The sequence below is a fragment of the Enterobacter sp. J49 genome (genome assembly GCF_002148625.1).
Classification (GTDB): Bacteria; Pseudomonadota; Gammaproteobacteria; order Enterobacterales; family Enterobacteriaceae; genus Enterobacter; species Enterobacter ludwigii.
Genome location: NZ_MWPY01000020.1, coordinates 1 through 18,130, shown reverse-complemented (window position 1 = coordinate 18,130; position 18,130 = coordinate 1). Strand labels below are relative to the sequence as shown.

15 protein-coding genes are annotated in these 18,130 nt (G+C 55.0%); 8 read left to right on the top strand and 7 right to left on the bottom strand.

The genetic code is table 11. The annotated features are described in order from the left end of the window. Nucleotides 1–83: 83 nt before the first annotated feature. The 3 genes from mnmG to asnC form a co-directional block, all read right to left on the bottom strand. Entirely contained in the window at nt 84–1,973 is a 1,890-nt protein-coding gene (mnmG, locus tag BJP35_RS03285; RefSeq protein WP_032679278.1) for a tRNA uridine-5-carboxymethylaminomethyl(34) synthesis enzyme MnmG, read from the bottom strand. A 374-nt stretch (nt 1,974–2,347) separates the two neighbouring features. Beyond that, nucleotides 2,348–2,797 carry an FMN-binding protein MioC gene (mioC, locus tag BJP35_RS03280; protein ID WP_020882767.1) on the bottom strand — a complete coding sequence of 150 codons (450 nt, stop codon included), beginning with the start codon at nt 2,795–2,797 and terminating at the stop codon, nt 2,348–2,350. A 90-nt stretch (nt 2,798–2,887) separates the two neighbouring features. Beyond that, nucleotides 2,888–3,346 carry a transcriptional regulator AsnC gene (gene asnC / locus BJP35_RS03275; protein ID WP_014172275.1) on the bottom strand — a complete coding sequence of 153 codons (459 nt, stop codon included), beginning with the start codon at nt 3,344–3,346 and terminating at the stop codon, nt 2,888–2,890. A gap of 151 nt (nt 3,347–3,497) precedes the next feature. On the opposite strand from asnC, the gene asnA reads away from it, so the two are divergent. After that, nucleotides 3,498–4,490 carry an aspartate--ammonia ligase gene (asnA, locus tag BJP35_RS03270; protein ID WP_020882768.1) on the top strand — a complete coding sequence of 331 codons (993 nt, stop codon included), beginning with the start codon at nt 3,498–3,500 and terminating at the stop codon, nt 4,488–4,490. On the opposite strand, the gene viaA is transcribed toward asnA, so the two are convergent. Together viaA and ravA are read right to left on the bottom strand one after the other, a co-directional pair. After that, nucleotides 4,491–5,942 carry an ATPase RavA stimulator ViaA gene (gene viaA, locus BJP35_RS03265; protein ID WP_086462904.1) on the bottom strand — a complete coding sequence of 484 codons (1,452 nt, stop codon included), beginning with the start codon at nt 5,940–5,942 and terminating at the stop codon, nt 4,491–4,493. After that, complete coding sequence (gene ravA, locus BJP35_RS03260; protein WP_025202724.1) at nt 5,936–7,432, bottom strand: ATPase RavA; 1,497 nt, start codon at nt 7,430–7,432, stop codon at nt 5,936–5,938. The genes viaA and ravA overlap by 7 nt, the downstream gene beginning before the upstream one ends. Nucleotides 7,433–7,654: 222 nt before the next feature. On the opposite strand from ravA, the gene kup reads away from it, so the two are divergent. From kup to rbsR, 7 genes are all read left to right on the top strand, one after another. Beyond that, nucleotides 7,655–9,523, top strand: a complete 1,869-nt coding sequence (kup, locus tag BJP35_RS03255) for a low affinity potassium transporter Kup (protein ID WP_014172271.1) — start codon at nt 7,655–7,657, stop codon at nt 9,521–9,523. 216 nt (nt 9,524–9,739) lie between these two features. Next, nucleotides 9,740–10,159 (top strand): D-ribose pyranase, encoded by a 420-nt coding sequence (rbsD, locus tag BJP35_RS03250; protein WP_020882770.1) that lies wholly within the window; start codon nt 9,740–9,742, stop codon nt 10,157–10,159. A 7-nt stretch (nt 10,160–10,166) separates the two neighbouring features. Further along, nucleotides 10,167–11,672, top strand: a complete 1,506-nt coding sequence (rbsA, locus tag BJP35_RS03245) for a ribose ABC transporter ATP-binding protein RbsA (RefSeq protein ID WP_020882771.1) — start codon at nt 10,167–10,169, stop codon at nt 11,670–11,672. 4 nt (nt 11,673–11,676) lie between these two features. Further along, the gene (gene rbsC, locus BJP35_RS03240) at nt 11,677–12,642 is read left to right on the top strand and encodes a ribose ABC transporter permease (protein WP_086462903.1); all 966 of its coding nucleotides are present in this window, start codon (nt 11,677–11,679) and stop codon (nt 12,640–12,642) included. Nucleotides 12,643–12,669: 27 nt separating this feature from the next. Beyond that, complete coding sequence (gene rbsB / locus BJP35_RS03235) at nt 12,670–13,560, top strand: ribose ABC transporter substrate-binding protein RbsB (protein WP_014172267.1); 891 nt, start codon at nt 12,670–12,672, stop codon at nt 13,558–13,560. Nucleotides 13,561–13,667: 107 nt separating this feature from the next. Further along, nucleotides 13,668–14,597 (top strand): ribokinase, encoded by a 930-nt coding sequence (gene rbsK / locus BJP35_RS03230; protein ID WP_047742826.1) that lies wholly within the window; start codon nt 13,668–13,670, stop codon nt 14,595–14,597. 3 nt (nt 14,598–14,600) lie between these two features. Further along, a complete protein-coding gene (rbsR, locus tag BJP35_RS03225) occupies nt 14,601–15,593 on the top strand; it encodes a ribose operon transcriptional repressor RbsR (RefSeq protein WP_072255737.1) in 993 nt (330 codons plus the stop codon). On the opposite strand, the gene mdtD is transcribed toward rbsR, so the two are convergent. Together mdtD and BJP35_RS03215 are read right to left on the bottom strand one after the other, a co-directional pair. Next, on the bottom strand, nt 15,559–16,992 hold the full coding sequence (mdtD, locus tag BJP35_RS03220; RefSeq protein WP_014172264.1) for a multidrug transporter subunit MdtD: 1,434 nt from the start codon (nt 16,990–16,992) through the stop codon (nt 15,559–15,561). The genes rbsR and mdtD overlap by 35 nt on opposite strands. Then, complete coding sequence (locus BJP35_RS03215; RefSeq protein WP_047742665.1) at nt 16,989–17,696, bottom strand: FadR/GntR family transcriptional regulator; 708 nt, start codon at nt 17,694–17,696, stop codon at nt 16,989–16,991. Before BJP35_RS03215 ends, mdtD begins: the two co-directional genes overlap by 4 nt. Between the last annotated feature and the right edge of the window lie 434 nt (nt 17,697–18,130).

Below are 18,130 nucleotides of genomic sequence, written 5' to 3'. Positions count from 1 at the left end.
ACATAAATTGCCCGGTGACGCTTACCGGGCCTACGAATTAGCAGGGCGGGTAGCGAAGCGCCACCCGCCAAAAGCACTGGATATTATGCGCTACGGCGCAGCATACCTTGCTTTTTCAGCCACACCAGCAGAATCGAAATCGCGGCAGGTGTGACACCGGAGATACGGGATGCCTGACCGATCGACACAGGCTTGTGATCGTTCAGCTTGGCGATCACTTCATTGGAAAGCCCCGTCACCTGACGGTAGTCCAGCATTTCCGGCAGCAGCGTATTTTCGTTGCGCTGCTGTTTTTCAATCTCATCCTGCTGACGCGCGATGTAACCTTCGTATTTGACCTGGATCTCAACCTGTTCAGCCGCTTCAGCGTCTTCAAGGCCAGGCGCGAACGCGGTCAGTTTCACCAGGTTCTCGTAGGTCACTTCAGGGCGACGCAGCAAGTCTTCGCCGCTGGCTTCGCGCGAAAGCGGCGCAGTTAAGTGAGCATTCACTTCTGCAGCGGTTTCCGCCTGTGGATTCACCCAGGTGGTTTTCAGACGCTGACGTTCCTGCTCAATGCGTTCCAGTTTTTCGTTATAGCGCGCCCAACGTTCGTCATCCACCAGACCCAGTTCACGACCCACTTCGGTCAGACGCAGGTCGGCGTTATCTTCGCGCAGCATCAGGCGATATTCCGCGCGAGAGGTAAACATACGGTACGGTTCTTTGGTACCCAGGGTGCAAAGATCGTCGACCAGCACGCCCAGATAAGCCTGAGAACGCGCAGGTGCCCAGCCCTCTTTCTCCGCAGAGAAGCGTGCTGCGTTCAGACCGGCAAGCAGACCCTGAGCGGCAGCTTCTTCGTAACCGGTCGTGCCGTTAATCTGGCCGGCGAAGAACAGACCGTGGATGAATTTGCTCTCCAGGGTTGGCTTCAGGTCACGCGGATCGAAGAAATCGTACTCAATAGCGTAGCCAGGACGAACGATTTTCGCGTTCTCCATACCCTGCATTGAGCGAACAATTTGCATCTGCACATCGAACGGCAGGCTGGTGGAGATGCCGTTCGGGTAAATTTCATTTGACGTCAGTCCTTCCGGCTCCAGGAAGATCTGGTGCTGGTTACGATCGGCAAAGCGCATCACTTTGTCTTCGATCGACGGACAGTAACGCGGGCCGATCCCTTCGATCACGCCAGCGTACATTGGGCTGCGGTCAAGGTTATTGCGGATCACGTCATGGGTTTTTTCGTTGGTATGCGTGATGTAGCACGGTACCTGCTGCGGATGTTGAGCCGCATTGCCCATGAACGAGAACACCGGCATGGGGTTATCACCGTGCTGTTGTGCCAGCACGCTGAAATCAATGGTGCGCGCATCAATACGCGGTGGCGTGCCTGTTTTCAGGCGACTGACGCGCAGCGGAAGTTCACGCAGACGACGAGACAGCGGAATGGACGGCGGATCGCCAGCACGGCCACCGCTGTAGTTATCCAGACCGATATGGATTTTGCCATCCAGGAAGGTCCCGACAGTCAGTACGACGGCTTTCGCGCGGAACTTGAGGCCCATCTGGGTTACGGCACCCACAACGCGATCGTTTTCAACGATAAGATCTTCTACCGCCTGCTGGAAGATCATCAGGTTTGGCTGATTCTCCAGGGCAGTACGTACCGCCTGACGGTAAAGCACGCGGTCTGCCTGAGCACGAGTAGCGCGCACAGCGGGACCTTTGCTTGCGTTTAGTATCCTAAACTGGATGCCGGCATGATCGATCGCTTTCGCCATCAGGCCGCCAAGTGCATCCACTTCTTTTACCAGGTGTCCTTTCCCAATGCCGCCAATCGCCGGATTACAGGACATTTGTCCCAGCGTGTCGATATTGTGTGTCAAAAGCAGGGTCTGCTGACCCATTCGCGCTGCGGCCATTGCGGCCTCAGTGCCTGCATGACCCCCGCCAATGATGATGACGTCAAAAGGATCCTGATAAAACATGGTGGTCTGCCTCGCGTAAAGCGGTATGAAAATGGATTGAAGCCCGGGCCGTGGATTCTACTCAACTTTAGTCTTTCGAGAAAGCATTGGGATCCTGGGCTATTAAAAAGAAGATCTTTTTATTTAGAGATCTGTTCTATTGTGATCTCTTATTAGGATCGAGTACCACTGTGGATAAGCCCGATCTCACGATGAAGATCATGCAGTTAGAAAGGATCGTTTGCTGTGAATGATCGGTGATCCTGGCCAGTATAAGCTGGGATCAGATCGCGACTTTATACACAGGCCCAAAACAGCCTCAGAGTTATAACTTGGATAACTACCGCTTAATACGAGCTTTTAACCAGAGTTATCCACATCTGTTCGCGCGATCTTTAATCGTTTTTGAGTAAATTTTTCCATTCACCCAGCCAGATCTCCGCTGGATCTTCCGGAATGTCATGATCGAGGATGTTGATCTTCAGTGTTTCACCCAGCTGTTTTGCCCCACAGGCAGTCACAGCGGCTTCGACTTTCTCTATTGCACCGCAAAAGGTGTCATATTCACGACTGCCGATACCCACCGCGCCAAAACGGACGTTTGACAGGTCAGGCTGCTGTTCCAGCAGTTCGTCATATAAAGGTTGCAGATTATCCGGCAGATCGCCTGCGCCGTGCGTCGAGGTGATCAGTAGCCAGACCCCATCAGTCGGGAGATCGTCAAGCAACGGGCCGTGCAGTGTTTCGGTGGAAAAGCCCGCGTCTTCCAGCTTCTCAGCCAGATGTTCCGCAACGTATTCCGCGCCGCCCAGGGTGCTGCCACTGATAAGGGTAATGTCTGCCATTGATCGCTCGCTCAAATAAAGAGGGGCTCATTGTACGCTGTGAACGAGCTGGGATCTACCTGTGGAAAATGTGGGAATGAATTTGCCCGATCAGGGGCGGATGGTACGCATGATCGGGTTCTGCAGGGAGATCAATGTTTCAGTGGACTGAATTTCATCAATTGTTTGGATCTTGTTGATAAGTACCTGCTGGAGGGCATCAATGGAGCGGCACATCACCTTTATAAAGATACTGTAGTGCCCGGTGGTGTAGTAGGCCTCCGTGACTTCTTCAAGCGCGTTGAGCTTCGCCAGGGCTGACGGATAATCTTTGGCGCTTTTGAGGATAATGCCAATAAAGCAGCAGACGTCATAACCGAGCTGCTTAGGGCTGACGTCGATACGAGCACCGGTAATGATCCCCGCCTGTTTCATCTTTTCCACGCGAACGTGGATTGTGCCCGGACTGACGCCAAACTGTTTCGCCAGTTCCGCGTAGGCAGTACGTGCATTGGCCATTAAGGCCTCCAGGATGCCGCGGTCCAGATTATCGATCTGATAATTTTCCATAGCTTTTTCTTATGAACATTAATGAATCTCTCTATTCTAGCGCCTTATTTTAATGAATCAAAAGTTAAGGTGGCTTTTTGTTGATGGGTTATTGAATAACAGGCCATTTCTGTTGCTTAATCTCTATCAACAGGACGCAGGAGTATAAATAATGAAAACCGCTTACATCGCAAAACAACGCCAGATCAGCTTCGTTAAATCCCATTTTTCACGTCAGCTGGAAGACAAGCTTGGTCTGATCGAAGTCCAGGCGCCCATTCTCAGCCGCGTGGGTGACGGGACGCAGGACAACCTTTCTGGATGCGAAAAAGCGGTACAGGTGAAAGTGAAAACACTGCCAGACGCCCAGTTCGAAGTGGTGCATTCCCTTGCGAAGTGGAAACGTCAAACCCTGGGACAACACGACTTCAGCGCGGGCGAAGGGCTTTACACGCACATGAAAGCCCTTCGCCCCGATGAAGACCGTCTTACGCCAATGCACTCTGTCTACGTCGATCAATGGGACTGGGAGCGCGTCATGGGCGATGGCGAGCGTCACGTCGGTACGCTGAAATCCACCGTTGAGGCGATCTACGCCGGGATCAAAGCGACCGAAGCGGCAGTGAGCAAAGAGTTTGGTCTGGCACCGTTCCTGCCGGAATCGATCCACTTTGTCCACAGCCAGGAACTGCTGAGCCGTTATCCCGATCTGGATGCCAAAGGCCGTGAGCGTGCGATCGCCAAAGAATTGGGTGCTGTGTTCCTGATCGGGATTGGCGGCAAATTGTCTGACGGTAAACGCCATGATGTGCGTGCGCCGGATTATGATGACTGGAGCACGACGGGTGAAGGCGAACGCGCCGGTCTGAACGGCGATATTCTGGTCTGGAACCCGGTGCTGGAAGATGCGTTCGAGCTCTCTTCAATGGGGATCCGCGTGGATGCTGACGCCCTGAAGCGTCAGCTGGCACTGACCGGGGATGAAGATCGCCTCACGCTGGAGTGGCACCAGGCGCTGCTGCGCGGAGAGATGCCGCAGACCATTGGCGGCGGTATTGGCCAGTCCCGTCTGACCATGCTGCTGTTGCAGCTGCCTCATATTGGTCAGGTGCAGTGCGGTGTGTGGCCACAACAGGTACGCGATCGCGTTGAATCTCTTCTGTAATTAGCGCTGCCAGCGTCTTAGCAGGCGGCTACGTAACCCGGTATCAAAGCGCCAGATATGATCGAAGATGCGCATGATGCCGGGCTTTCCATGGGCAGACATCGCCACAGCATGGAAACGGTGCTGGTGCACTCGCTGTAGCTCCTTCACTTTATTCACCACGTCATCCGGTAGCCGCTGGGCAATAAAATCGGAGATGACCACGGCGTCAGCGTCATACCAGTCTCCGCCCTGCATCCGCTCAACGATGCTTCGAAAACAGCTGGCCAGATCGGTACCGCCACGAAAGCGCTGGCTTAAAAAGCGGATCGCCTGCTCAATACCCTGCTGATGGGTCAGTTCATACCCCACAACTTCGCTGGAAAAGAGCATGATGAAGCAGCGACGTCGCTCGGCGAGCGCCACGCGCATCAGAGCCAGGCAGAACGCTTTCGCGCACTGTTCGTTAAACCCTCCCATCGAGCCGGACGTATCCACGCACACAATAAAGGGCCCGCGCGGCTGCTCGTCAAAATCCTGATGGATGACCGGGCGCTGGCTGAGCTTTTCACGCCAGGCTTCGCCATGCAACCGGTAGGTCAGAAGCTGTTTTTCCACCAGCCGGCGATAAAACTCGTACTCAAGCTCGGTCATCCCCAGCGTACTCAACTCCGTGGGCAGCAGGCGCAAAATATCGTCGCTTTGCTGGAGCCCATCCACCTGCTCAGGCACGGTGGCCGGTTCACGGACCAGGGTGCGGAAGGTCTCCATTGGGGCATCTTTCTTTGGGACCGATTTGGCCTCCCGTGAACGACCCAGCTGTTCGGCAAGCTTCATCAGCTCTGGCTGCTGTGCCAGAAAATCGCCGTACTTGACGATGAGCTGGTAATCTCCGCGCCGCAGCTGACCGGCGCTCATATCCCAAAGACGCCCGGCGGCGTTTTCATTTTCCACCAGCACCTGCTCCAGCTGACCGCTTAAGGTCATGCGTTCCTGCACTTCGCTAAGCAGCTGTTCACGCTCCTCATCCAGCAACTGCTGGTTCAACGTTGTGGCCTGCACCACCAGGCTGAGGCGCCAGCGTTGTAAAAAGAGGGTGTGTAGTGCGGGGGTAAACGTGACGTTATCCGCGACCAGCGCCCGCGCCTGGCTGGCAAACGGAGAGTGTACCGTGTCGAGTAACGTCAGGGTTTGCGGGAGCTGGGCGATAAACTGTGACGTAGAGAGCCGCTGGCACTGCTGATAGCAGGCCACCTCGTCAGTTAATTCTGGGGGGACTTCGGTCTCTTTGAACCGCTGACGCAGGTTTTCGCGCCAGCGCGGGAGATCGTCGGTCATCGCCTTTTTGAGCCGCGGGAATTTTTCAAAAAAAGCCGCCAGCTGCGGGGAGGCCAGAAGGGTGATGACCACCTCTTCGATCAACCCCTCTTCGCTGACGGCCAGCATGACGTTAAGCGTATCCAGCGTTAGCATTGACGAGCCTGTTTGATCTGCGCGCTGACATCCTGCAGGCTGGCTTCGATGCGACCTAACCAGTCGCTATGAATAAAGAGGCATTTTTGCTGCTCGCTGAAGCGCGTATGTTGCTGGTGCCATTCCGTATCCAGCGCTTCAAGCTGGCGTTTAATCTCTTCCGGCACGCTGTCAGAGGCGGTTCCCGGAAGCGCAAGACGCGATCCCTGCAGGCTGACGTCGCGGATCACCAGATGCTGGCTGCTGTCCACTTCCAGCGTCAGCGGCTGGGCAAAACCGATGCCGTTGAGTTTGCCGCGGATCTCCCCGCCCTTATCAAGCCACTGAGCCAGTGGCTCTCGCTCCACGGTGATATGGACCACCTGCATGTCATGCAGCTTAAGGGGCTGCTGAAGCAGGAGCGTCAGCGTTGTACTGGTCAGTTCGGACGGCAGCTCATAATGCGCTTTGCGGGCGAACATACCGCCAAGGCGGTTTACTTTCAGCGCTGTTTTGTCGCTTTGTTGTTGCTGCAGCTGAATACGCCGTTGGGCAATCGCCCCGAGCTGGTTGAGCATCGACTGCTGGCCCCAGGCGTGTCCGGTCATCAATACGTCAAGCTGCTGCTGCATCAGGTTCATGCCTTCCGCGTCGTGCCAGAGACAATCTTTTAAAAGGATCAGATCGATTGGCGCAACGGCATCGCGGCCGCTGAACAGGGCGCTGGCCTGCAGCAGGCGGATCGCTTTTTTCCAGCGACGGTCGGAGACATACGGCGCAGAAGGCAGTAAATCGAGCTGCTGGCGCAGCAGATAGATCAGCTCAAACACCGAATCCGGCAGTGTGATTTTGCCGATATCCTCCTGCCACTGGTAATACTCCTCATCCGTGACCTGCAGCGAAGCGGGGACCGGGTTTTCATTCTCATCCTGCTGGCTGACCAGCATCGAGCGGAAGTTGGATTTATCCTGCACTTTGTCGAGCCACAGGCGGATCAGCATGCGGTCATACAGCGCTTCAAGGCTGCTGTCGGCTTCCGGTAGTTCGTTAGAGGCCGCCACCAGAAGGCGCATCGGGATTTTCTCTTCGCTGGCACCGTTGCGGAATCGGCGTTCGTTTATCGCCGTGAGCAGGGTGTTCAGAATAGCCGGCCCCGCTTTCCAGATCTCATCAAGAAAAACAATTTCCGCTTCCGGAAGATACCCCTCAGTCAGGCGCTGATAGCGCCCTTCATCTTTCAGCGCCTGAATGGAAAGCGGGCCGAAAACTTCTTCTGGGGTGGAAAAGCGGGTCATCAGGTATTCGAAAGCGCGGGCGTTCTGAAAGGCAAATTTCAGCCGGCGGGCAATCAGGCTTTTGGCGATGCCCGGAGGACCAAGCAGAAAGACGCTTTCACCGCTCAACGCCGCCAGTAAACAGAGGCGGATGGCGTGGCTACGCTCGAAAAGGCCTTTTTCCAGCGCGCCGCTGAGGCGGGAAATTCTTTCTGCTATTAAATGTGAGTGAGCCATAATAGTTTTGCATCCTTTCGCCGTCGTGGCGGCCAATTGAAGCGAGTATAGACGTTTCAGTCAGGGCTGGTAATAGACTGAAGTGCGGCGCTATTTTCTTTGCGCTACATTAATGCGGTTGCATTTAGGGGTACGATTTTGCATTGAATCGTGCATACTGTGCGCTTTTTGTGGGCCAAGGGACTAAGCACACATTTGTTATTTAAACGAAAAGACTAGTCTATGAGCACTGATAATAAGCAATCATTACCCGCAATAACGCTTGCGGCGATCGGGGTTGTCTACGGTGATATCGGCACCAGCCCGCTTTATACGCTTCGTGAATGTCTGTCCGGTCAGTTTGGTTTTGGTGTTGAGCGCGATGCCGTCTTTGGCTTCCTGTCCCTCATCTTCTGGCTGCTGATCCTGGTGGTTTCAGTGAAATACCTCTCCTTCGTTATGCGTGCAGATAACGCCGGTGAAGGGGGGATCCTGACTCTGATGTCCCTTGCCGGGCGGAATACCTCCGCCAGAATGACGTCGGTGCTGGTCATTATCGGCCTGATTGGCGGCAGCTTCTTCTATGGGGAAGTCGTCATTACGCCCGCGATTTCGGTTCTCTCGGCGATAGAGGGGCTGGAGATTATCGCGCCACAGCTTGATTCGTGGGTTGTTCCGCTGGCGATCCTTGTCCTGACGCTGCTGTTCATCATCCAGAAGCACGGCACCGGGCTGGTGGGCAAGCTGTTCGCTCCGATTATGCTGGCCTGGTTCCTGGTCCTGGCGGCACTCGGTTTACGCAGCATTATAGCTAACCCGGACGTGCTGCATGCGCTGAACCCATACTGGGCCGTGCATTTCTTCCTTGAATACAAAGTGGTTTCCTTCGTCGCGCTCGGTGCCGTCGTGCTCTCCATCACCGGTGTTGAGGCGCTGTATGCCGATATGGGGCACTTCGGGAAACTGCCTATCCGCGTGGCGTGGTTTTTAGTGGTCCTGCCGTCGCTGGTGCTGAACTATTTCGGTCAGGGTGCGCTGCTGCTGCAAAACCCGGAGGCGATTAAGAACCCATTCTTCCTGCTGGCTCCGGACTGGGCGCTGGTGCCCATGCTGATTCTGGCGACGCTGGCGACCGTTATTGCCTCGCAGGCGGTAATTTCAGGCGTGTTCTCTCTGACGCGTCAGGCCGTGCGTCTGGGGTATCTCTCGCCTATGCGCATTATCCATACCTCCGAGATGGAGTCGGGCCAGATTTACATTCCGTTCATCAACTGGCTGCTCTATTTCGCCGTGGTGATTGTCATCGTCAGCTTCGAGCACTCCAGCAACCTGGCGGCGGCGTACGGTATTGCGGTAACCGGTACGATGGTACTGACCTCGCTGCTCTCCACCACGGTAGCGTACCGAAACTGGCACTGGAACAAATTCCTCGTGATGATGATTCTGGTCGGCTTCCTGTGCATTGACGTGCCGCTGTTCTCCGCCAACCTCGACAAGATTGTCTCCGGTGGCTGGCTGCCGTTGACGCTCGGTCTGGTGATGTTCATTGTCATGACCACGTGGAAAAGCGAACGTTTCCGCCTTCTGCGCCGTATGCATGAGCACGGTAACTCCCTGGAGGCTATGATTGCCTCGCTGGAGAAATCGCCGCCGGTCCGCGTGCCGGGCACCGCGGTGTATATGTCGCGTGCGCTGAACGTTATCCCGTTTGCGCTGATGCATAACCTCAAGCACAACAAAGTGCTGCACGAGCGCGTGATCCTGCTGACCCTGCGCACCGAAGATGCCCCGTACGTCCACAATGTCCGCCGCGTGCAAATCGAGCAACTGTCGCCGACCTTCTGGCGCGTAGTTGCAAGCTACGGCTGGCGTGAGACACCAAACGTCGAAGAGGTGTTCCATCGCTGCGGTCTGGAAGGACTGAGCTGTCGCATGATGGAGACCTCGTTCTTTATGTCCCACGAGTCGCTGATTATTGGCAAGCGCCCCTGGTATTTGCGTCTGCGCGGCAAGTTGTACCTTATCCTGCAGCGTAACGCCCTTCGCGCGCCTGACCAGTTTGAGATCCCGCCTAACCGTGTGATTGAGCTGGGAACGCAGGTCGAAATCTAGGTCCTCGTGTGGCCTGATGCCCTCTCCTGGATGGAGAGGGTGCAACCCTAAAAAAGCGGTAACCAAAGGGTTACCGTTTTTGCATTTATCGCCTTCTCATTTCACGTAGCGAAACGTTTCGACGCCGATCACAAATCTGTTATGTCATGGTGGTTTTCTGAACACCGTTAAGACTAAACTGATTTCAGCGAAACGTTTCGCTAGTGGAGCAAGAAAATGAAGAAAGGCACCGTTCTTAACGCAGAAATCTCATCGGTTATTTCCCGTCTTGGGCATACCGATACGCTGGTGGTTTGCGATGCAGGCTTACCGGTTCCGCGCAGCACCACCCGTATTGATATGGCGTTAACGCAGGGCGTGCCCTCGTTTATGCAGGTACTGGACGTGGTGACTGCGGAGATGCAGGTTGAGGCGGCCATTCTCGCGACGGAAATTAAACACCATAATCCGCAACTCCACGAAACGTTGCTCAGCCACATTGAGCAACTGCAACAACACCAGGGAAACACCATAGAAATTCGTTACACAACGCACGAGCAATTCAAACAACAAACCGCAGACAGTCAGGCGGTGATTCGCAGCGGGGAGTGTTCCCCGTATGCGAATATCATTCTCTGTGCTGGCGTCACCTTCTGAGGCCATCATGGACGCATTACTGCAACTGAAAGGGATCGATAAAGCGTTCCCGGGCGTAAAAGCCCTCTCTGGCGCGGCACTGAACGTTTATCCCGGACGCGTAATGGCGCTGGTGGGCGAAAACGGGGCCGGCAAATCCACCATGATGAAAGTGCTGACCGGTATCTATCAACGCGATGCCGGCTCGCTGCTGTGGCTGGGTAAAGAGACCACGTTCAACGGCCCGAAATCCTCCCAGGATGCGGGGATCGGTATTATCCACCAGGAGCTGAACCTGATCCCGCAGCTCAGCATTGCGGAAAACATCTTCCTCGGACGTGAGTTCGTTAACCGGTTTGGCAAAATCGACTGGAAAACGATGTATGCCGAAGCGGATAAACTGCTGGCGAAGCTAAACCTGCGCTTCAAGAGCGACCGTCTGGTGGGCGACCTCTCCATTGGCGATCAGCAAATGGTTGAAATCGCGAAGGTGCTGAGCTTTGAGTCGAAGGTCATCATTATGGATGAGCCGACGGACGCGCTGACCGATACCGAAACCGAATCTTTATTCCGCGTTATCCGCGAGCTGAAATCGCAGGGACGCGGGATTGTCTATATCTCTCACCGTATGAAAGAGATTTTCGAGATCTGCGACGACGTAACGGTCTTCCGCGACGGGCAATTCATTGCCGAGCGCGAAGTCGCCACGCTGACCGAAGATACCCTTATCGAAATGATGGTGGGACGTAAGCTCGAAGACCAGTATCCGCATCTGGACAAAGCACCGGGTGAGATCCGCCTTAAGGTGGATAACCTCTGTGGCCCGGGCGTGAACGATGTCACCTTTACCCTGCGCCAGGGGGAGATCCTTGGCGTGGCGGGGTTAATGGGGGCAGGCCGTACCGAGCTGATGAAAGTGCTCTATGGCGCACTGCCGCGTACCAGCGGTTATGTCACGCTCGACGGTCATGAGGTAGTAACTCGCTCTCCACAGGATGGCCTGGCAAACGGCATCGTCTATATCTCTGAAGACCGCAAGCGTGACGGCTTAGTGCTGGGGATGTCGGTAAAAGAGAACATGTCGCTTACTGCCCTGCGCTATTTCAGCCGCAGCGGTGGCAGCCTGAAGCACAAAGATGAACAGCAGGCGGTCAGCGATTTTATCCGTCTCTTCAACGTTAAAACGCCGTCGATGGAGCAGGCGATTGGCCTGTTGTCCGGTGGTAATCAGCAGAAAGTGGCCATTGCACGCGGTCTGATGACGCGTCCGAAAGTGCTGATCCTTGATGAGCCAACCCGCGGCGTGGACGTGGGGGCCAAGAAAGAGATCTATCAGCTGATTAACCAGTTCAAGGCCGACGGCCTGAGCATCATTCTGGTCTCTTCCGAGATGCCAGAAGTATTAGGCATGAGCGATCGCATTATCGTCATGCATGAAGGGCATCTCGGTGGTGAATTCACTCGCGAGCAGGCCACCCAGGAAGTTCTGATGGCTGCCGCTGTGGGCAAGCTTAATCGCGTGAATCAGGAGTAAGAAGATGACTACCCAGGCTGTTTCTGGTCGCCGTTATTTCACAAAGGCATGGCTGCTGGAACAAAAATCGCTGATTGCCCTGCTGGTGTTGATCGCGATTGTTTCGACCATGAGTCCAAACTTTTTTACCGTTAATAACCTGTTCAATATTCTTCAGCAGACGTCGGTTAACGCCATTATGGCGGTAGGGATGACGCTGGTGATTTTGACGTCGGGTATCGATCTGTCCGTCGGTTCCCTGCTGGCGCTCACCGGTGCGGTTGCGGCTTCAATTGTAGGGATTGAAGTCAACGCGCTGGTGGCCGTTGCAGCTGCGCTGGCACTTGGGGCGGCAATTGGTGCCGTGACCGGTGTGATTGTGGCGAAAGGCCGCGTTCAGGCGTTCATTGCGACGCTGGTCATGATGCTCCTGCTGCGCGGTGTCACCATGGTTTATACCAACGGCAGTCCGGTAAATACCGGCTTTACGGATAACGCCGATCTGTTTGGCTGGTTCGGTATTGGTCGTCCGCTGGGTATCCCGACGCCGGTCTGGATCATGGCTATCGTTTTCCTCGCGGCGTGGTACATGCTGCATCACACCCGTCTGGGTCGTTATATCTATGCGCTGGGCGGTAACGAAGCGGCAACGCGTCTGTCCGGGATCAGCGTCAATAAAGTCAAAATCATCGTCTATTCGCTGTGTGGTCTGCTGGCCTCTCTGGCAGGCATCATCGAAGTGGCGCGCCTCTCTTCTGCGCAGCCAACGGCGGGGGCGGGGGATGAGCTGGATGCCATTGCGGCAGTCGTTCTGGGCGGTACGAGTCTTGCGGGCGGTAAAGGTCGCATTGTTGGGACATTGATCGGCGCACTGATCCTTGGTTTCCTGAATAATGGTTTGAATTTATTAGGTGTTTCCTCCTATTACCAGATGATCGTTAAAGCAGTGGTGATTTTGCTGGCGGTTCTGGTAGACAACAAAAAACAGTAACTGACGACACTACAGGACATCTTAGATATGAACATGAAAAAACTGGCTACCCTGGTTTCTGCTGTCGCGCTGAGCGCAACCGTAAGTGCTAACGCAATGGCGAAAGACACCATCGCGCTGGTTATCTCCACGCTGAACAACCCGTTCTTCGTCTCTCTGAAGGACGGAGCACAGAAAGAAGCTGACAAACTGGGCTACAACCTGGTGGTGCTGGACTCTCAGAACAACCCGGCGAAAGAGCTGGCAAACGTTCAGGACCTAACCGTACGTGGCACCAAAATCCTGCTGATCAACCCAACGGATTCTGACGCCGTGGGTAACGCCGTGAAGATGGCAAACCAGGCGAAGATCCCGGTCATCACCCTTGACCGTCAGGCGACGAAAGGCGACGTAGTCAGCCACATCGCTTCTGATAACGTACTGGGTGGCAAAATCGCGGGTGACTACATCGCGAAGAAAGCGGGTGAAGGCGCGAAAGTTATCGAACTGCAGGGTATTGCCGGTACGTCAGCGGCGCGTGAGCGTGGTGAAGGCTTCCAGCAGGCTGTTGCAGCGCACAAATTTAACGTACTGGCCAGCCAGCCTGCTGACTTCGACCGCACGAAAGGTCTGAACGTGATGCAGAACCTGCTGACCGCGCACCCTGACGTGCAGGCTGTGTTTGCACAGAACGACGAAATGGCGCTGGGCGCGCTGCGTGCTCTGCAGACCGCAGGTAAATCTGATGTGATGGTTGTCGGATTTGACGGCACACCGGATGGTGAAAAAGCAGTAAAAGATGGCAAACTGGCGGCGACCATCGCTCAGCTGCCTGAGCAGATCGGCGCAACGGGCGTGCAGACTGCTGATAAAGTGCTGAAGGGCGAAAAAGTTCAGGCCAAATATCCTGTTGACCTGAAACTGGTCATCAAGCAGTAAAAGGCGAATCAGGCAGTCGCTGGCTGCCTGAGGGACACCCTATAAAGAAAAGTGTGGCATACGCCACCGGGTCACACCGGTGGCGCTCTCAGATGGACACCTCAACCATGAAAACCGCAGGCAATCTTGTCGTCCTTGGCAGTATCAATGCCGATCACATTCTTAACCTTGAATCGTTCCCGACACCGGGCGAAACCGTCACCGGTAATCAGTATCAGGTGGCATTCGGCGGTAAGGGCGCCAACCAGGCCGTCGCCGCAGGACGCAGTGGGGCGAAGATCGCCTTTATTGCCTGCACGGGTGATGACGATACCGGTGAGCGCGTACGCAAACAGCTGGCCAGCGATAACATTGATATTGCGCCTGTCAGCGTTGTCGAAGGGGAATCAACCGGCGTGGCGCTGATTTTCGTCAACGCGGAAGGTGAGAATGTCATCGGTATTCATGCGGGGGCTAACGCCGCGCTGACCACTGAGCGGGTGGACGCACAGCGCGAGATCATCGCGAATGCCGAAGCGCTTCTGATGCAGCTGGAATCACCCGTTGAAAGCGTCCTGGCGGCCGCAGCGATAGCGCATCAAAATCATACCACTGTCGTACTCAATCCTGCGCCTGCGCGGGTATTATCAGACGAGCTGCTGGCGCTGGTGGATATCATTACCCCGAACGAAACTGAAGCGGAGAAACTGACAGGCGTTCGCGTTGAAAATGATGACGACGCCGCGCGGGCGGCGAAAGTGCTGCACGATAAAGGCATCGGCACCGTTATCATTACCCTTGGCAGTCGTGGAGTGTGGGCCAGCGTAAACGGGGAAGGCCGTCGCGTGCCGGGCTTTAAGGTTAAGGCGATTGATACCATCGCGGCGGGAGATACCTTTAACGGTGCATTGGTGACTGCGCTGCTGGAAGGCAAGAGAATGGATGATGCTATTCGCTTTGCCCATGCCGCCGCGGCGATTGCCGTAACGCGCAAAGGTGCCCAGCCTTCCGTTCCGTGGCGTAAAGAGATTGATGAATTCTTAAGTCAGCAGGGGTAACGCTTGGCCACAATGAAAGATGTCGCCCGCCAGGCGGGCGTTTCTACGTCGACAGTCTCCCACGTTATTAATAACGATCGCTTCGTTAGCGAGGCGATTCGGGAAAAAGTCGAAGCCGCGGTTAAAGATCTCAACTATGCGCCGTCCGCGCTGGCGCGCAGCCTCAAGCTCAACCAGACGCGCACCATCGGCATGCTGATCACCGCCAGTACCAACCCCTTTTATTCTGAACTTGTTCGCGGTGTCGAACGCAGCTGCTTCGAGCGTGGTTACAGCCTGGTGCTGTGCAATACCGAAGGGGATGAGCAGCGAATGAACCGCAATCTGGAGACGCTGATGCAAAAACGCGTCGACGGGTTACTGCTGCTGTGTACCGAAACACATCAGCCCTCGAAAGAGATTATTCAGCGCTACCCTTCTATTCCCACGGTGATGATGGACTGGGCGCCGTTCGACGGTACCAGCGATCTCATTCAGGATAACTCGCTGCTGGGGGGTGACATGGCCACCCAGTATCTGATCGATAAAGGCTATACCCGCATCGCCTGCATTACCGGCCCCCTGGATAAAACCCCGGCGCGCTTGCGTCTTGAGGGGTATCTTTCTGCGATGGCGCGGGCGGGGCTTACTGTTCCGGATGGCTACCGTATTACCGGTGATTTCGAATTTAACGGCGGCTTTGAAGCTATGCAGAAACTGCTGTCGCAAGCGCAGCGTCCGCAGGCTGTGTTTATCGGCAACGATGCGATGGCGTTTGGCGCGTATCAGGCGTTATATCAGGCGGGACTGCGTGTTCCACACGATATGGCGGTGATTGGTTACGATGACATTGAACTGGCCCGCTACATGACGCCGCCGCTCACCACGATTCATCAGCCAAAAGATGAACTGGGCGAGCTGGCCATCGATGTGCTTATCCACCGAATGGCCGAGCCCGGCCTTCAGCAGCAACGTCTGCAGCTTACTCCTGTTCTGATGGAACGGGGTTCGGTTTAGCCTTTGCTTTGTGGCGCTCTTTGATCAGGTTGCGGCCATCTTTGGGTTTTAATAGCATAAATACCAGCGCCGACACGACGGTGAGTGCGCCCATGGTAATAAAGGTATAGTGAAACTGTTCGACGGTGTTCGCACTGTCAAAACCTTCATAAAACCGCAGCACCGCCGCACTGACGGCCACCCCCAGACTGATCGACAACTGCTGAGTCACTGCCAGCACGCTGTTGCCGCTACTGGCGTTATCGTCGGTCAGGTCGGCGAGGGTGATGGTGTTCATCGACGTGAACTGTGTCGACATTGCCATTCCCAGCACAAACAGGGGCAGGATCAGCATCCAGACCGGTAAAGAGGCGGATTGCAGGGAGAACTGCGCGATCATCAGCCCGATAAAGACCGTTACACCTACCAGCGTCTTACGATAGCCAAACCAGCGCAACACCTGCGTGACGGTTGATTTGGCCAGAATAGAGCCCATCGCCGTGGGGGCCATCATGCAACCGGCAATCAGAGCCGGGTAGCCGAAACCCACCTGCAGCATCAGTGGCATCAGGAACGGCACGCAGCCCGTCCCCAGGCGTGAGGCAATGTTGCCCGCAATGCCCACGGAAAACGTTCGGGTGTTAAACAGCGACAGAGAAATTAACGGCGTCGGGTGACGGCGTGCATGACGTATATAAAGAAGGAACAGCAAAATACCGCCGAGGATGACGGAGAGTGCAATCCATGTCGCCACGATCTTCTCACCAAACAGCTCCATCCCACTGGAGAAGAGCACCAGGCTCAGGCCAAACAGGAAAAAACCACGCATATCGAAACGGCGTCTTGGGGTGGTGAAGTTCGGCATATATTTGCGGGCATAAAGCAGCCCCGCGACGCCAATGGGAATATTAATCAGGAAGATCCAGTGCCAGCTTGCCCAGGTGACGAATACCCCGCCGAGAACCGGACCCAGTATGGGGCCGACCAGGCCGGGCATCGTGACGAAGTTGAGCACAGGAAGCAGTTCGCTGCGCGGATAGGCGCGCAGTAACGCCAGACGCGCCACGGGCATCATCATCGCCCCGCCAACGCCCTGAAGAACACGGAAGATGACCAGCTCTGTAAGAGACGTTGACAGCGCACAGGCCAAAGAGCCGAGCGTAAAGAGCGTCACGGCCAGCATGAATATTTTGCGGGTGCCGAAGCGGTCAGCCAGCCAGCCGCTCACCGGAATGAGCATCGCGACAGTCAGGGTATAACTGATGATGGCGGACTGCATCGCCAGCGGGGATCGGTTAAGGCTTTGTGCAATCGCGGGTAGCGCTGTGTTGAGGATGGTGGCATCCAGTGCCTGCATAAAGAACGCCATGGCTGCAATCCACGGCAATCCGGCCATGCTGCGTGCTTTTTTCTCTCTCATTTATGTACCTGCTGGTGGGTTGGCGCGGCCAGCAATGCCTGGCATGCATCCTGGGCTCGCTGCCCGTCGCTCTCCTGAATGGCATCAACAATCGCCTGGTGCAAATCCAGCTTTACCACTTCGTCTTGCGTAATAGAGGTAAAGTAGGTGTGGTATACCGAATGGAATAAAGAGGCAAAGGATGTCAGGAACGGATTGGCGCTCATCATATAGATGTGTTCATGCCAGGCCATATCGACCTCAATCCAGCGTTCGCGGTTGAAGTGTTTTTTCAGGAACACCATCTCTTCCATTAGGGCATTGAGCTGCGCTTTCTGTTCTGCCGTCCCGAGCGTGGCGGCAAGGAGGCAGGCCTTAGGTTCAAGGCTGCTGCGCATCACCAGGAAGTGATCGACGACCTGATGAAAGTTATCTTCCGTCATCCACCATGAGAGCAGTTCCTGATCGAGGAAGTTCCAGTTGCTCTGTGGCATCACACGCGTACCAATGCGAGGACGCGGAAGCACCATGCCTTTTGCCGTTAAGGTTTTCACCGCTTCGCGAACGGCGGTACGGCTCACCCCAAACTGCTCACCCAACTCCATTTCACCCGGCAGGATGCTCCCCGGGGCATATTTACCCGCTAAAATCAGCTGAGCCAGTTTTTCTGCCAGCACATACGACAGGTTTTTTTGGGCAGCCAGTTGTTGTGCGCTTAATGGCATCGCGTTTATTCCTTAAAGATTCATGCTGATAATTATGCCACCTCGGGTGCTATTGTGGTTGCAGATACATCAAATAGAACAATTTGTAGCTTGATTTCACCCCTGTTGGTGAAAAAAAACACGGACAGAAACTTTTTTTGAATTTCCTCTTGTCACTTCAGAATAACTCCCTATAATGCGCCTCCACTGACACGGAACAACGGCACACACGCCGCCGGGTCAGCAGAGATAAGCGAAAATAAATGCTTGACTCTGAAGCGGGAAAGCGTAATATGCACACCCCGCGCCGTAGCGAAAACGAAGCGGCACTGCTCTTTAACAATTTATCAGACAATCTGTGTGGGCACTCAAAGTGACATGGATTCTTAACGTCCTCGGACGAAAAATGAATACCAAGTCTCTGAGTGAACATACGTAATTCATTACGAAGTTTA

Coding starts and splice junctions, on each gene's coding strand:
- asnA (WP_020882768.1), top strand. CDS start 3,498: ATGAAAACCGCTTACATCGCAAAACAACGCCAGATCAGCTTCGTTAAA.
- kup (WP_014172271.1), top strand. CDS start 7,655: ATGAGCACTGATAATAAGCAATCATTACCCGCAATAACGCTTGCGGCG.
- rbsK (WP_047742826.1), top strand. CDS start 13,668: ATGAAAACCGCAGGCAATCTTGTCGTCCTTGGCAGTATCAATGCCGAT.
- rbsD (WP_020882770.1), top strand. CDS start 9,740: ATGAAGAAAGGCACCGTTCTTAACGCAGAAATCTCATCGGTTATTTCC.
- rbsC (WP_086462903.1), top strand. CDS start 11,677: ATGACTACCCAGGCTGTTTCTGGTCGCCGTTATTTCACAAAGGCATGG.
- rbsB (WP_014172267.1), top strand. CDS start 12,670: ATGAACATGAAAAAACTGGCTACCCTGGTTTCTGCTGTCGCGCTGAGC.
- mioC (WP_020882767.1), bottom strand. CDS start 2,797: ATGGCAGACATTACCCTTATCAGTGGCAGCACCCTGGGCGGCGCGGAA.
- mnmG (WP_032679278.1), bottom strand. CDS start 1,973: ATGTTTTATCAGGATCCTTTTGACGTCATCATCATTGGCGGGGGTCAT.
- BJP35_RS03215 (WP_047742665.1), bottom strand. CDS start 17,696: ATGCCATTAAGCGCACAACAACTGGCTGCCCAAAAAAACCTGTCGTAT.
- ravA (WP_025202724.1), bottom strand. CDS start 7,432: ATGGCTCACTCACATTTAATAGCAGAAAGAATTTCCCGCCTCAGCGGC.
- asnC (WP_014172275.1), bottom strand. CDS start 3,346: ATGGAAAATTATCAGATCGATAATCTGGACCGCGGCATCCTGGAGGCC.
- mdtD (WP_014172264.1), bottom strand. CDS start 16,992: ATGAGAGAGAAAAAAGCACGCAGCATGGCCGGATTGCCGTGGATTGCA.
- rbsA (WP_020882771.1), top strand. CDS start 10,167: ATGGACGCATTACTGCAACTGAAAGGGATCGATAAAGCGTTCCCGGGC.
- viaA (WP_086462904.1), bottom strand. CDS start 5,942: ATGCTAACGCTGGATACGCTTAACGTCATGCTGGCCGTCAGCGAAGAG.